The sequence below is a fragment of the Elioraea tepidiphila DSM 17972 genome (genome assembly GCF_000378465.1).
Classification (GTDB): domain Bacteria; phylum Pseudomonadota; class Alphaproteobacteria; order Acetobacterales; family Acetobacteraceae; genus Elioraea; species Elioraea tepidiphila.
Genome location: NZ_KB899910.1, coordinates 326,500 through 339,616 on the forward strand (window position 1 = coordinate 326,500; position 13,117 = coordinate 339,616).

The 13,117-nt window shown below is 72.9% G+C and carries 14 protein-coding genes; 4 read left to right on the plus strand and 10 right to left on the minus strand.

Annotated features, from left to right (window positions below):
* Positions 1–2: 2 nt before the first annotated feature.
* The 7 genes from F563_RS23660 to acpS form a co-directional block, all read right to left on the minus strand.
* Positions 3–779 carry a class I SAM-dependent methyltransferase gene (locus F563_RS23660; RefSeq protein ID WP_019012868.1) on the minus strand — a complete coding sequence of 259 codons (777 nt, stop codon included), beginning with the start codon at positions 777–779 and terminating at the stop codon, positions 3–5.
* Positions 769–1,590: a TylF/MycF/NovP-related O-methyltransferase gene (locus F563_RS0101495; protein WP_019012869.1), complete on the minus strand. Its 822-nt coding sequence runs from the start codon at positions 1,588–1,590 to the stop codon at positions 769–771. Before F563_RS0101495 ends, F563_RS23660 begins: the two co-directional genes overlap by 11 nt.
* A 55-nt stretch (positions 1,591–1,645) precedes the next feature.
* A complete protein-coding gene (gene recO / locus F563_RS0101500) occupies positions 1,646–2,374 on the minus strand; it encodes a DNA repair protein RecO (protein WP_019012870.1) in 729 nt (242 codons plus the stop codon).
* Position 2,375: 1 nt separating this feature from the next.
* Positions 2,376–3,269, minus strand: a complete 894-nt coding sequence (gene era / locus F563_RS0101505) for a GTPase Era (protein WP_019012871.1) — start codon at positions 3,267–3,269, stop codon at positions 2,376–2,378.
* Positions 3,266–3,943: a ribonuclease III gene (rnc, locus tag F563_RS0101510; protein WP_019012872.1), complete on the minus strand. Its 678-nt coding sequence runs from the start codon at positions 3,941–3,943 to the stop codon at positions 3,266–3,268. Before rnc ends, era begins: the two co-directional genes overlap by 4 nt.
* Entirely contained in the window at positions 3,940–4,665 is a 726-nt protein-coding gene (gene lepB / locus F563_RS0101515; protein ID WP_019012873.1) for a signal peptidase I, read from the minus strand. Before lepB ends, rnc begins: the two co-directional genes overlap by 4 nt.
* 101 nt (positions 4,666–4,766) lie before the next feature.
* A complete protein-coding gene (acpS, locus tag F563_RS0101520) occupies positions 4,767–5,168 on the minus strand; it encodes a holo-ACP synthase (protein WP_019012874.1) in 402 nt (133 codons plus the stop codon).
* Positions 5,169–5,282: 114 nt separating this feature from the next.
* Here acpS and F563_RS0101525 point away from each other — a divergent pair, with 114 nt between their 5' ends.
* From F563_RS0101525 to F563_RS0101535, 3 genes are all read left to right on the plus strand, one after another.
* Positions 5,283–6,065, plus strand: coding sequence for an enoyl-CoA hydratase/isomerase family protein (locus F563_RS0101525; RefSeq protein WP_019012875.1), 783 nt, complete (start codon positions 5,283–5,285; stop codon positions 6,063–6,065).
* Positions 6,066–6,069: 4 nt separating this feature from the next.
* Entirely contained in the window at positions 6,070–7,581 is a 1,512-nt protein-coding gene (locus tag F563_RS0101530) for an AMP-binding protein (protein WP_035574403.1), read from the plus strand.
* A gap of 123 nt (positions 7,582–7,704) precedes the next feature.
* Entirely contained in the window at positions 7,705–9,720 is a 2,016-nt protein-coding gene (locus tag F563_RS0101535; protein WP_019012877.1) for a DUF4139 domain-containing protein, read from the plus strand.
* A gap of 6 nt (positions 9,721–9,726) precedes the next feature.
* Here F563_RS0101535 and F563_RS0101540 read toward each other — a convergent pair whose 3' ends face one another.
* A complete protein-coding gene (locus tag F563_RS0101540; RefSeq protein ID WP_019012878.1) occupies positions 9,727–10,806 on the minus strand; it encodes an alcohol dehydrogenase in 1,080 nt (359 codons plus the stop codon).
* Between the two features lie 99 nt (positions 10,807–10,905).
* On the opposite strand from F563_RS0101540, the gene F563_RS0101545 reads away from it, so the two are divergent.
* The gene (locus F563_RS0101545; RefSeq protein WP_019012879.1) at positions 10,906–12,162 is read left to right on the plus strand and encodes a DUF3422 family protein; all 1,257 of its coding nucleotides are present in this window, start codon (positions 10,906–10,908) and stop codon (positions 12,160–12,162) included.
* A gap of 17 nt (positions 12,163–12,179) precedes the next feature.
* On the opposite strand, the gene F563_RS0101550 is transcribed toward F563_RS0101545, so the two are convergent.
* Both F563_RS0101550 and F563_RS0101555 read right to left on the minus strand, forming a co-directional pair.
* A complete protein-coding gene (locus F563_RS0101550) occupies positions 12,180–12,827 on the minus strand; it encodes an HD domain-containing protein (RefSeq protein ID WP_019012880.1) in 648 nt (215 codons plus the stop codon).
* Positions 12,828–12,877: 50 nt separating this feature from the next.
* Positions 12,878–13,117, minus strand: a 240-nt coding sequence (locus F563_RS0101555) for a transposase (protein ID WP_019012881.1), incomplete at its 5' end; no start/stop codon positions are given.

Genomic DNA, 13,117 nt, shown 5'->3' on the forward strand with positions numbered 1-13,117 from the left:
GGTCAGATCCGCTCTGCAACGCAGAGCATGTGCGACCGGTCGCCGAGCGTGACCTGGCGGCCGGAGCGGAACCGGCGTGCGAGTTGGGCCGTGCGCACGCGCCGCCAGAGGGCGGCCAGCGGCGCGGGCACGCGCATGCGCTCCGGCGGCAGCAGGAAGCCGAAATTCGAGAACTCGACCAGATGGGTCACGATCACCCGGAAGCCGTGCGGCGCGAGCAGCCCGGCGAGGCTCTCGGGGGTGAGGCTGCGCACGTGCTGCCAGCGGTGGAACAGCAGGTTGCTGACGGGGCAGTACACCATCGAGGCCTCGAGATCCTCGGCATGCGGCGTGGAGATGATGAGTCTGCCGCCGGGACGCAGGAAGCCGTGGACGGCGCGCAGCACGGGGTCGAGTTCCTCGTCGATGACGTGCTCGATCACCTCGGCCATCACCACCGCGTCATAGGGGGCATCGGTCCCGGCCGCGGCGCCGAGGAAGCCGGGCAGTCCGCCGAGCGCGCGTTCGAGCGCGTGGCGCCGCTCGGGTGCGGGCTCGAAGGCGGCGGTCGGGAAGCCGGCCTCGATCATCAGCCGGGTCAGCGTGCCGTCGCCGGCGCCGAAATCGAGATGCCGCCCACCCGGCGTGAAATGCGCCCGAGCTGCGATGATGAACAGCCGGCCGGCGATGCGTGCGAAGGCGTGCGCCTCGAGCGCGGTCGTGCCGACGACATCCCAGAAGCGGTTCACCAGCTCGGGCGTCCAGACCAGGCGCTGCGGCGGAACGGTATCAGAACGCATCGAGGCTCTTCCGTGCGGCGCGCTTGACGAACCAGACGCCCTGCGCGCCGGGTGCGGTCCAGAGCCGGTAGGCCAGGTCGTGGCGCGAGAGCGTGTCGTGCACCGCGCGCGCGCAGCCATCCCAGGCGTAGTAGTCGTCGATGATCACCAGGGCCTCCTCCTGCACCACCGGCAGGAAGGCCTCGAGACATTCGACGGTGCTGTCGTACCAGTCGCCGTCCAGGCGCAACAGGGCGACGCCGCCCGCCGCGCGCAGGCGTTGCGCAAGCGGCCCGACCGTGTCGCTGAACCAGCCGCGATGGATCGGCGCCTCGGCCTCGCCGAAACCCAACCGGTCGCGCGCCGCGCGCACCGCCGTTTCCTCGGCGCGACAGTTCGCATCCGGATCGTCGGGCGCCTCGCCCGCCTGCCAGGCGCGCGCGAGCGGGCCGTCGCGCTCCTGCACCGGCGGCAGGCCCTGGAAGCTGTCGAGCATGTGCACCGGGCAGACGACCCTCCCGGCGGCGGCGCGCTGCGCGAGCAGCATCGCGAAGCTGGTGCCGCCGCGCCAGACGCCGCACTCGACGATCGCGCCTCCGCGGCCGCTGAGCGCCGCCTCAGCCGCGCGTTGCGCGGCAAAGGCGATGCCGACCGGCGGGACCATGGTGTGCGGGGCGACCGCGCGGACGATTCGGCGCACGGCGGCGACCGAGAGCGGCCCGCGCACGCCGAACGCGGCGTGCAGGGCCGCGGCCTCGCGCCGCAGGCGCACGGGCAGCACGGCGCGCAGCGCGCGCCGCGCCGGAAGCGTGGCGGTCAGCGGAATGGCCATGCTGTCAGCCTTGAAGCGGCATTCCGCGGCCCGCGCAAGTCGGTAAGCGCGCAGGTCAGGCGCGTTCGGCCTCGGCGCGCTCGGCCAGCCGCAGCCGTGCCGCGGGTGTTGGGCGGTGCGCAAGCCCGAACACGTCGCGCGCCAGGAAATGGCCGGTGAGCCGGAGCCCCGCAGCGACATCGCCCGGCATGACCGGGCTGTTACCGGTGAGGAACGGCGGCAGCGCGAACAGCCGCTCGGCCCACGCACCAGCACCTTCGGCGGTCACCGCGCGGCCGGTGCGCGGCGAGACGTAAACGAGGCCCTCGCGCCGGCCCGTCACCGCGCAGGCCGAGAGATCGAGGCCGTAGCCGAGCTCGGCGAGCAGCGCGACCTCCCAGCGCACATAGTCGGCCGCGAGGGATGCGCCCTCGCCGATGCGCGCGAGCAGCGCCGCGAGCCCGGTATAGGCGAGCGGGTGCGGCTCATGCTCAGGCAGCGCGGCCTCGGCGACCGCGCAGGAAGAGGCCAGCAGCGCGAGCGCCCAGGCGTCCTCCATCGCGGCGGCAGCGATCGCGGTGAGAAGCTCGCCGGTCAGATGGCCGAGCTGGTCTGCGATGCGCGCCGTCCACGACACGGCGAGCACGTTGCCCGGCTGCCAGAGCGCGCGACCGCGCGAGGCCGCACCGCCGCGCACATGGCCGCGCCAGTGCCCGTGCTCGCGCGCCAGCACCGCGACGATCGCGTGCCCCTCGCCGTGCGGCCGGGCGGAGAGCACGATCGCCTCGTCCTCCCAGCGTTCCATGTCACTCGGGCTCGAGCCCCATGTCGCGCAGCCGCGACCGCTCCTCGTCCCAGCGCTCGCGCACCAGCACGTGCAGGAACAGGTGCACGCGCCGGTCGAGCTCGCGTTCGAGCTCGGCGCGCGCGGCCGCCCCGATCGCCTTCAGCCGCGCCCCACCCTTGCCGATCACGATCGCCTTCTGGCCTTCGCGGGCCACGACGATCGCCGCGCGGATGGTCACCGAGCCGTCCGCACGCTCCTCCCAGGTCTCGGTCTCGACCGTGGTGCCGTAGGGCACCTCCTCGTGCGTCTGGCGGTAGATCTGCTCGCGCACGATCTCGGACGCGAGCAGCCGGTCGGGCTGATCGGAGAGCTCGTCCTCGGGGTAGAGAAAAGGCCCCTCGGACATCGCCTCGGCGAGACGGTCGAGCAGCCGCTCCACCCCGTCGCCCGTCTCGGCCGAGATCATGAAGGTCTCGGCGAACGGGGCGAGCGCGTTCAGGTCGCGCGCGAGCGGCAGGAGTTTCGGCGGGGCGACCAGATCGACCTTGTTCAGCGCGAGCCAGAGCGGCCGGCCGCTCGCGCGCAGCTTCTCGACGATCGCGCGCACGCCATCGGTGAGCCCGGCCTTGGCGTCCACCAGCAGCAGCGCGAGATCGGCGTCCGCGGCGCCCGACCAGGCGGCTTTCACCATCGCCCGGTCCAGCATCCGGCGCGGGGCGAAGATGCCGGGGGTATCCACCAGCACGATCTGGCTCGCCCCGCGCATCACGATGCCGCGGATGCGGAAGCGCGTGGTCTGCGCCTTGGGCGAGACGGCGGCGAGCTTCGCGCCGACCAGCCGATTGAGCAGCGTCGACTTGCCGGCATTCGGCGCGCCCAGGATGGCGACGAAGCCCGCGCGTGTCGCCGTCATGCGCCCCCCTCCAGCCGCGCAAGCAGGGCGGCGGCGGCGGCCTTCTCCGCCTCGCGCTTGGTCACACCCGAGGCCTCCGCACTGGCCTCGCCGACCGTGACCGCGACGGTGAAGCGCGGGCGGTGCGATGGCCCCTCGGAGGCGACGGTGCGATAGGCGGGCAGCGCGAGCCCCCGCCCCTGCGCCCATTCCTGCAACGCCGTCTTGGGGTCGCGCGGCGCCTCGGCCACCGCCTCGACCTCCTCGGCCCAGTGCGCGCGGATGAAGTCGCGCGCGGCGTCCAGCCCGCCATCGATGTAGAGCGCGCCGATCAGCGCCTCGCAGGCATCGGCGAGCACGGTCGCGCGCTTGCGCACGCCCGTCGCGGCCTCGGAGGCCGGCACGATCAGCGCCTCGGCCAGCCCGATCCGGCGGGCGACGGCGGCCAGCGTCGCCTGGTTGACGAGATGCGCGAGCCGCCGTCCCAGGCCCCCCTCGCGCTCGCCCGGGAAGCGCTCGACCAGCCACTCGGCGATCACCAGCCCGAGCACGCGGTCGCCCACGAATTCGAGCCGCTCGTTGCTCGCGAGCCCGCGGTTGCGGCCTTGCAGCAGGCTGCGATGCGTCAGGGCCTGGCGCAGCAGGCCCGGGTCCGCGAAGCGGTGCGCGAGACGGTCGGCGAAGTCTCCGCTCACCGGATCCGGTTCAGGAAACGGCCGAAGCGCCAGTTCCAGACCTGCCAGAACGGACCCTCGTGACTGAAGAAGATGATCTCGGCGCGGCCGATCAGGTTCGCGACCGGCACATAGCCCACGCCGCCCGGGCCGAAATCGCGGCTGTCGGAGGAGTTGTCGCGGTTGTCGCCCATGGCGAAGACGTGGCCGGCAGGTACCAGGAACTCGGGCGTGTTGTCGAACCGCTCGCTGTCGCTGAACACGCAGATGTAATAGCTGCGCCCGTTCGGCAGGATCTCGCGGTAGCGGCGCGAGCGGATGCGCGCCCCCGTGCCGTCCTCCTCGCAGAGCCCGGCGGACTCGCGGCGGGTGGCCGTGCCGTTGATGTAGAGGATGCCGTTGATCATCTGCACCCGGTCCCCCGGCAGGCCGACGATCCGTTTGATGTAGTCGGTGGTGTCGTCGCGCGGCCAGCGGAACACCGCGACATCGCCGCGCTCGGGCAGGGAGCCGAGGATCCGTCCCTCCCACAGCCGGGGCGAGAACGGCATCGAGAACCGGGAATAGCCGTACGAGTACTTGGAGACGAACAGATAGTCGCCCACCAGCAGGGTCGGCACCATCGAGGCCGAGGGGATGTTGAACGGCTCGAAGGCGACCGTGCGGATGCCGATCGCGATCAGGCCGGCATAGACGACGGTCTTGATCGTCTCGAGCCAGCCGCCCGATTTGCGCTTCGCCATGGAGGATCCGGGGGCCTGCGAGGATTGGGCGCCCTTGGTCTCAGGCGCTGCGACGGGTCGGACTTGCCCCGTGGGGGGAGGCTTGTCAAGCAAGCGCAGGCTCAGCCAGGCGGCACGGCGGTGATGATCACGATGGCCTGGGCATAGGGCGGTTCGTCGGTCAGGGTGACGCTTATCTCGGCCCGCATGCCCGGCGGCGTGATCGCGGCGAGCCGGGCGGCCGCGCCGTTCGCGAGCCGCATGGTCGGCTGGCCCGAGGGCAGGTTCACCACCTCCATGTCGCGCCAGAACACGCCGTGGCGGAGCCCCGTGCCCAGCGCCTTGGCGCAGGCCTCCTTGGCGGCGAAGCGGCGGGCATAGGTGGCTGCGCGCGCGGCCCGGCGGTCGGCCTTGGCCTGCTCGCCCGCGGTGAAGACGCGGGTGGTGAAACGGGCGCCGTAGCGGGCGAGCGTCGCCTCGATCCGGCGGATGTCGCAGATGTCGCTGCCGAGGCCGATGATCATCGGGGCGTGGAGGTAGCATACAGGCGGCCCGACGGCGAGCGCGCGCCGGCCGGCGTTGACGACCCCCCGGTGCCACGCCCAGGCTCGCGCGCCGACCCCGACCCCAGGACCCGCATGAGCGACTTCATCCTCACCCGCACGCACGGCACGACCGGCGTGATCACGTTGAACCGGCCGGAGGTGCTGAACGCCTGGCACCGGCCGATGCGCGACCGCCTCGTCGCCGCGTTGGAGGCGATGGAGCGCGACGGGGCGATCCGCGCCATCGTGCTCACGGGCGCCGGCGAGCGCGCCTTCAGCGCCGGCCAGGACCTGAACGAGAGCAAGACCTTCGACCCGGATGGCGCGGAGGCGTGGATCCGCGAGTGGGAACGGCTCTACGGCCTGCTCCGCGCGCTGACCAAGCCGCTGGTGATCGCGCTCAACGGCCTCGCCGCCGGCTCGGCGTTCCAGGTGGCGCTGCTCGGCGATCTGCGCGTCGCCCATCCCGGCGTCACCATGGGCCAGCCGGAGATCACCTCCGGCTTCGCGAGCATCACCGGCCCCTGGATCATGCGCGAGATTCTCGGCATCGCACGCACCACCGACCTCGCGCTCACCGGGCGGATGCTGCCGGCCGAGGAGGCGCATGCGTTCGGCCTGATCAGCCGACTCGTTCCGCGCGAGGCGGTGATGGAGACCGCACTCGCGCTCGCCGAGGAGCTGGCCGGCAAGCCGCCGACCGCGCTCCGGCTGACCAAGGCGTGGCTGCGCGAGATGACCGAGCCCGGCTTCCGCCAGGCGATCGATGCCGCGATCCGCTTCCACCGCGAGGCCTACGCCACCGACGAGCCGGCCACGACGATGCAGCGCTTCCTGGATGCGCGCGGCGGGCGCCGCTCCGGACCCGATCGCTGACGCCATGATCCCGGACACCGAGGACGGGTTTCTCGCGCGGTTCCGCGCCGCTGCCGCGGCCGAGCCCGAGCGCGTGTTCGCGCGCATCCACGGCAGGGCGATCACCTTCGGCGCGCTGCAACGCATGGCGGACGGTGTGGCGGCCGGGCTCGCGCGGCGCGGCGTCGGCGCGGGGAGCCGGGTCGCCGCGATGCTGCGCAACGGGACACTTCCGCTCGCGCTGCTGCATGCGCTGGCCGCGCTCGGCGCGGTCTGGGTGCCGCTGAACGCCCAGGCGCGCGGGGCGAGCCTGCGCCACGTGCTCGACCACGCCGAGCCCTGTCTCGTGCTCGCCGAGACCGACCTGCTGCCGGTGATCGCGGAGAGCGGAGCAGTGCTGTCCGACGTGCCGGTGCTCGATGCGGCTTCGCCCGAGGTACAGGCCTGGCTGACGGCAGCGGATCGTTTCGACTCCGCCGTACCGCCGGCCGACACACCCTTCGGCATCCTCTACACCTCAGGCACGACCGGCCAGCCGAAGGGCGTGACCGTCACGCACCGGATGCTGCGGCTCGCCGGCGAGGCGGTGGCGATCGTTTCGGGTGTGTCCGACGGCGATGTGATGCTGGTGTGGGAACCGCTCTATCACATCGGCGGCGCGCAGCTCATCGTCGTACCGCTGCTGCGCCACGTGGAGCTCGCCTTCGTGCCGCGCTTCAGCGCGAGCCGATTCTGGCACGACGCGGCGGAGGCGAAGGCGACACACATCCACTATCTCGGCGGCATCCTGCAGATGCTGATGGCGCAGCCGCCGGACCCGCACGAGCGCGCCCATCGCGTGCGCATCGCCTGGGGCGCGGGCTGCCCGGCCGACACCTGGCGCGCGATCGAAGCCCGCTTCGGCCTCAGTGTGCGCGAGTGCTACGGCATGACCGAGGCCTCAAGCATCACCAGCTGGAACGCGGACGGCACGCCGGGGGCGATCGGAAAGCCGGTGCCGTGGTTCTCGGTGACGCTGCGCGATGCCGAGGGGCGCGAGGCCAGGCGCGGCGAGATCGTCGTGCGCACGACCCTGCCGGGCGCGCTCTTCCCCGGCTATTTCCGCAACCCCGACGCCACCGCCGCCGCGCTGCGCGACGGCGCGCTGCACACCGGCGATCTCGGCGCCTGGGATGACGCCGGCAATCTCGTCTATGCCGGTCGCCTCGCCGACAGCGTGCGCTGCCGCGGCGAGAACGTTTCGGCCTGGGAGGTCGAGCACGTCGCGGCCGCGCATCCGGCCGTCGCGGCCTGCGCCATGATCGGTGTGCCCGCGGAGATCGGCGAGCAGGACATCAAGCTGTTCGTGCAGCGCCGCCCGGGTGCCGCGCTGACCGCGCCCGAACTCGCGCGCTGGCTCGGCGAGCGCCTCGCGCCCTACCAGACGCCGCGCTACATCGCTTTCGTCGAGTCCTTCCCGCGCACGCCGAGCGAACGGATCGCCAAGCACGCATTGCCGCAGGATCGCGACGGGTGCTGGGACCGGCTTGGGGGGTAGGGGCAGACAGCGCGCGCCCATCTCGCACCTGTCGCGTCCAGTATCTCGCGACCCGATGCCGACTCGCGCGTGCACGCCACGCCCCAGCGGTCTAGGCTGGCGCATCTTTCCGGAGGACCAACCATGACCGGCTCGCGCCGTCATCGCCTCGCCCTCGCCTGCGCGCTCGCGCTCGGCACTACCTTCGCCATGGCGACCGAACTGCCGGTCGTCTCCGTCACCCTCTCCAACGCGGGCCTGGCGCAGATCGAACGGCGCGGCACGGTCGGTCCGGACGCGCCGGTGGTGCTGCGCGCGCCCACCGCCGATGTCGATGATCTGCTGAAGAGCCTCGTGGTGCTCGATCCCGTCGGCACGGTCGAGGGCATCCGCCCGCCCGCACGCGACGCCTCGGCCGAGGCATTCCGCGGCCTGCCGCTGCGCCCGGAGGACTTCGCCTCGCGCGTCGCCTTGCTGCGCGCGCTGCGCGGCCAGCGCGTCGAGGCCGGCGGGGTCACCGGGCGCCTCGCGGACGCGGAGGAGACCGAAGCCGGGCTGCGCGTCGTGATCCTGACCGAAACGGGTGTCGCGGCCGCGCTGATCCGCGAGGGCGACGAGGTGCGCCTCACGGACACTGCGCTCGCCGCGCGGGTGCGCCGGGCGGCCGATGCACTGGGCGCCGCCCGCACCGAAGACGAGCGCCGGATCGAGATCGGGCTGCGCGCCGATCGCGCGCGCGAGGTCGGCGTGCTCAGCGTCACCGGCGCGCCGCTGTGGAAGCCGTCCTGGCGCCTGCTGGTGCCCGAGGCGCAGGGAGAGGCGCGGCTGGTCGGCTGGGCGGTGATCGAGAACCGTTCGGGTGCGGACTGGTCGCGCGTGCGGCTGGCGCTCGTCTCGGGCAATCCGGCCGCCTACCGCCAGGCGCTCTACACACCGATCGAGGTGCCGCGGGTCGAGATTCCCGTGCGCGCAGCCGAGACCGTGACGGTGCGGCCCGATACCGGCCCGCGCCCGCCCCCGCCGCCGGCACCGGTCGCGGCCTCAGGACCCGCACGGATGCGCGCGGCGATGGAGAGCGCCGCCGCACCGGCCGCGCCGAGCATGGACCAGGCGGCGGCGCAGCCGCAGGCGGCAGCCGAGTCGAGCATCGGCCGCGTCGCCTTCACCCTGCCTGCGCCGGTGACGGTGCTGAGCGGCGAGACCGCGAACGTGCCGTTCCTGGATGCGCGCCTGCCGGCCGAGCGGGTCTGGTGGGTGCAGGATCTGCGCGCCGGCAGCCCGCTGCTCGCGGTGCGCGTGACCAACGCGACCGGCAGCACGCTGCCCGACGGGATCGTCACCGTGTTCGGCGCCGAGGGCGCGGAGACGGGCGCGTTCCTGGGCGACTCCGAACTGCGCGCGATCGCGCCGGACGAGCAGCGGCTGCTCGCGTTCGGGCGCGACCGCGACGTGCGCATCACGCACGCCCAATCCGCCACGGATCGGCCGCACGCGGTCGCGGTGCAGCGGGGGCGCGTGATCCTGCGCGGCATCCAGCGCGTCGAGGAGGCGCTCGCGATCGATCCGCGCGGCGCACGCGGCCGGCTGATCGTCGATGTGCCGCGGCGTCCGGGCACCCAGCCCGATTTCGCGGTCGCCTCGGAGGGCGAGTTCGGCCTCCGCCACGAGATGATGCTGACCGGCACGACAACCACGCTGCGGCTCGGCTTCGAGCGCGAGATGCGCGCCGAGCTCCGGCTGTGGGATCAGGGGCTGCGCCCCTTCGAGACGCTCGGCTCCTGGCGCGAGGTCGAGATCGAGGCCCTGCTGCCGCGGCTGCCCGGCGGACCCGGCACGCTGGAGCGCCTGCGCGAGCTGCTCGCCCGGCTGCCCGCGGATGCCGAGGGCCGCGCGGCGCTCCAGTCCGTCATCGACGCGATGGCCGATCTCCGCGTGAAGCTCGATGCCGCGCGTACGGCGGCGCGCAGCTACGCGGTGGCGAACGCGGCACTCACGCGCGCGCGCCAGGCGGTCGAGGACCGCACCGGCCCGCAGCGCGAGGCGGCGCGGCGGCAGCTGAACGAGGCCTCGCTCGCGGTCGAGCGCGCAGGCGAACAGGCCGACGCGGCCTGGGAGGCCTGGCGCGAGGCGGTGCAGGCGCTGCTCGCGCGTGAGTCGTGACGCGGATCAGAACTTCCCGTCAGCGGCGAGAACGATCCGGCCGATCACCTGGCCCGCACGCAGCCGGTTGAGCGCCTCGCCCGCCTTCTCCAGCGGCTCGGTGGCGATCGGGATCGCCGGCAGCTTGCCGCCCTTGGCGAGCGCGATCAGTTCGCGCAGTTCCTTGACGTTGCCGACATAGCTGCCGCGCACCGTCAACGCGCGCGTCGGCATCACCGGCAGCGGCAGCGGCAGATCGCCGCCATAGAGCCCGACCAGGATCAGCGCGCCGCCCTTGCGCAGGGACGCGAAGGCGGCGCGCGCGGACGGCCCGGCGCCGACCAGGTCGATCACCGCCTCGACCGGCCCACCGCAGGCCGCGATCACGCGTGCGGCCACCTCGTCCGGCGTGTCGGCCTTGCCATCGACGACGTCGGTCGCGCCCTCGGCAAGCGCGGCCTCGCGTTTCCGGGCATCGATATCGACCACGACGATGCGCTTGTGGCCGAGCGCCCTCAGCACGGCGATCGCATTCAGCCCGAGCCCGCCCGCGCCGAACAGCACGATCGGCTCTTCGGGCGGCAGCGGCATCACCTTCCGGATCGCCGAATAGACGGTCAGCCCCGAGCAGGCATAGGTCGCGGCGAGCGCCGGATCGAGCCCGTCGATCGCGATCAGGTGTCGCGGCTCGGGCACCAGGACATGGGTCGCGTAGCCGCCATGCTGATAGACCCCGATCGAGCGCGGCTTGAGGCACATGTTGTCCTCGTCCGCGCGGCACTTCGCGCAGGTGCCGCAGCCGACCCAGGGAAACACCAGGCGCAGATCGCCGACCTTGAGGCCGCTCGCCGCCGCCCTCGGCCCGAGCTTGAGCACGCGCCCGACCACCTCGTGGCCCATCGCCAGCGGCAGGGTCACGCCGCGGTCCTTGAGCGTCAGCACCTTGCCGCCGCCCATGTCGTAGAAGCCGTCCCAGATATGGATGTCGCTGTGGCAGACGCCGCAATGCGTCACCTCCAGCAGCACCTGCTCGCCCTCGGGCTCCGGCGTCGGCAGCTCGATCGGCTGGAGCGGCTTGCCGTTCTCGATCACCGCCATCGCGCGCATGCGTTTCCTCCTCCGCGTTGCCGCCCGATGGGAGCGCGCCGGCGGGATCGGGTCAAGCGACGCTTCCCGTTGCGCCCCCGCGCATGGCATGGTCGCGGCGTGGCAGACCATCCGCTCCGCGCAACGATCAACGACGAGTTGCACGCGCGCCCGCATCCGCGGCTGACCGCGCCGGCCGTGCTGAGCCATGTCGTGCTGATGGCGGGCGAGGGCGACGCCGAGGCCGATCGCGAGCGCTTCGCCACATTGTGCCGCGAGCACGGCGCGCCGGTGCCGCCCGAAGGCGCGCGGCATCATGCCGTGGCGCTCGGCGGGCGCACCCTGCGCTGGGAACGCCACGGCGAGTTCACGGCCGTCACGGTGATCGCCGATGCGGTCGCCGGCGATCAGGACGGCGGCTGGTCCGCGCTCACGCCGCCCATCGCCGCCTGGCTGGAGGCGCTTCCGGGCGAGCGACTCGCGGCGGTGCATCTCAAGGTGCTGCCCGGCATCGCCGCCGCCCCGCCGGCCGAGGCCTTCGCCGGCGAGGTGGTCGGCAGCACGGTCGGCGACGGTGCGGGCGCGGTGTTCGCCGATTTCCGGATCGGCGCGGACGGGTTCACGCGCATGCTGCTCTACGCCCACAAGCTCACGCCCGGCCGGCTCGGGCGGATGGCACAGCGGCTGCTGGAGATCGAGACCTACCGCATGGCCGCGCTGCTCGGCCTGCCGCCGGCACGCGCGGCAACACCACAGCTCGCGGCCTTCGAGCGCCGGCTCGACGCAATCGTCGCCGCGACCAGCGCCTCGGCCGAGGACGATCACACGCTGCTCGACCGGCTGACGCGGCTCGCCGCCGAGGCCGAGGCGCTGGCCGCCGCCAACCGCTTCCGCTTCGCCGCGACCGAGGCCTATGGCGCGCTGGTGAGCGCACGGATCGCGGAACTGCACGAGGATCGGGTCGAGGGTGCACAGCGGCTCGGGCTGTTTCTCGAACGCCGCTTCGTGCCGGGCCTGCGCACCTGCGCCGCCGTCGCACGCCGCGAACGCACGCTGCTCGACGGCATCGCCCGCGCGGGCGGGATGTTGCGTACACGGGTGGAAGTCCGGCTCGCGGCGCAGAACCGCGACCTGCTGGAGGCGATGGACCGCCGCGCGCGGCTGCAACTGCGGCTCAGCCAGGCGGTCGAGGGCCTCTCCGTGTTCGCGATCGCCTACTATGCGGTAAGCCTGCTGAAATACATGGCCGAGGGCGTGCCGCTGGTGGGCCTGCCGGATGCCGGCAAGCTCGCCGGGCTGCTCGGCCCGCCGCTGGTGATCGGCGCGACTTGGTACGCCGTGCGGCGCATCCGCAAGGGGTTGCGCCGCGAGGAGTGACCCCCGCGCCGCGAGCCTCACCCGCCCTTCAGCCAGGGGTCGCTGTCGGCGAACTGCCCGCCTGCCTCGACCACGCGCCAGAACGTGTAGTCCGCCCAGTGCAGGATCGTGTTCTCCAGGCTGCGCACCAGCAACTCGCCCTCGCCCGAATGCGCGGCCGCCATGTGCGCCACCGCCTCGGGCAGCCCCATCGTGAGGCAGATATGGATGCCGTAGCCGGGATGGCGGAGCGACGGCATGCCGACCGCGCGCGGGTTCGCCTTCCAGCGCGCGACGTTCTCCGGGTCGAACTCCCAGACCTTGCCGATGTCATGGCAGAGCGAGCCCGCGATCAGGATGTCGCGGTCGTAGCGGAACTCCGGGAACAGCCCGGCCATCTCCTCGGCGATCTTCACCGCCATGCGCGTGACCGAGCGGATATGGTCCGCCTGCGTGCCGTGGCGGAGCGGTGTCGAGTCGTAGTTGCCGGATGGCTTCATGTCGCCGATGCGCGTGAAGGACGAGGACGCCACCGCCGCCGCCCAGGCATCGGTCACGCCGGCGCGCAACGATGCGTCCGCGATCCAGCCGATCTCGGGCATCTCGTCGAGGATCGCCGTGCGCATCGCATCGGTGATCTCGATCCGCTTGCCGCGCAGCTCCACCACCCGGACCGCAGCCGTCATCCTGCACTCTCCCTCGTCGGGCGCCACACGCCCGCTCGAGCCTGATCCATTTACGCTGAAGCATAGCCTGCGTGCCGGAAGTAGTTGGCGCATTCGGTGGGTGAGAACTCGCCGAGCAGGGCGCCGATGCGGTGCCATACGGTGGCGATGGATCGCTCGTCGGCCTTTCGCAGCAGGGTCTTGAGCTTGGCGAACATCATCTCGATCGGGTTCAGGTCCGGGCTGTAGGGCGGCAGGGACAGCAGGTGGGCGCCGGTGGCGCGGATGGCGCGGCGGACGGCGACGCCCTT

What these genes read in the sequence shown, in the direction of transcription:
- F563_RS23660 (WP_019012868.1), bottom strand. Translation starts at nt 779, where the DNA reads ATGCGTTCTGATACCGTTCCGCCGCAGCGCCTGGTCTGGACGCCCGAG.
- F563_RS0101495 (WP_019012869.1), bottom strand. Translation starts at nt 1,590, where the DNA reads ATGGCCATTCCGCTGACCGCCACGCTTCCGGCGCGGCGCGCGCTGCGC.
- recO (WP_019012870.1), bottom strand. Translation starts at nt 2,374, where the DNA reads ATGGAACGCTGGGAGGACGAGGCGATCGTGCTCTCCGCCCGGCCGCAC.
- era (WP_019012871.1), bottom strand. Translation starts at nt 3,269, where the DNA reads ATGACGGCGACACGCGCGGGCTTCGTCGCCATCCTGGGCGCGCCGAAT.
- lepB (WP_019012873.1), bottom strand. Translation starts at nt 4,665, where the DNA reads ATGGCGAAGCGCAAATCGGGCGGCTGGCTCGAGACGATCAAGACCGTC.
- acpS (WP_019012874.1), bottom strand. Translation starts at nt 5,168, where the DNA reads ATGATCATCGGCCTCGGCAGCGACATCTGCGACATCCGCCGGATCGAG.
- F563_RS0101525 (WP_019012875.1), top strand. Translation starts at nt 5,283, where the DNA reads ATGAGCGACTTCATCCTCACCCGCACGCACGGCACGACCGGCGTGATC.
- F563_RS0101530 (WP_035574403.1), top strand. Translation starts at nt 6,070, where the DNA reads ATGATCCCGGACACCGAGGACGGGTTTCTCGCGCGGTTCCGCGCCGCT.
- F563_RS0101535 (WP_019012877.1), top strand. Translation starts at nt 7,705, where the DNA reads ATGACCGGCTCGCGCCGTCATCGCCTCGCCCTCGCCTGCGCGCTCGCG.
- F563_RS0101540 (WP_019012878.1), bottom strand. Translation starts at nt 10,806, where the DNA reads ATGCGCGCGATGGCGGTGATCGAGAACGGCAAGCCGCTCCAGCCGATC.
- F563_RS0101550 (WP_019012880.1), bottom strand. Translation starts at nt 12,827, where the DNA reads ATGACGGCTGCGGTCCGGGTGGTGGAGCTGCGCGGCAAGCGGATCGAG.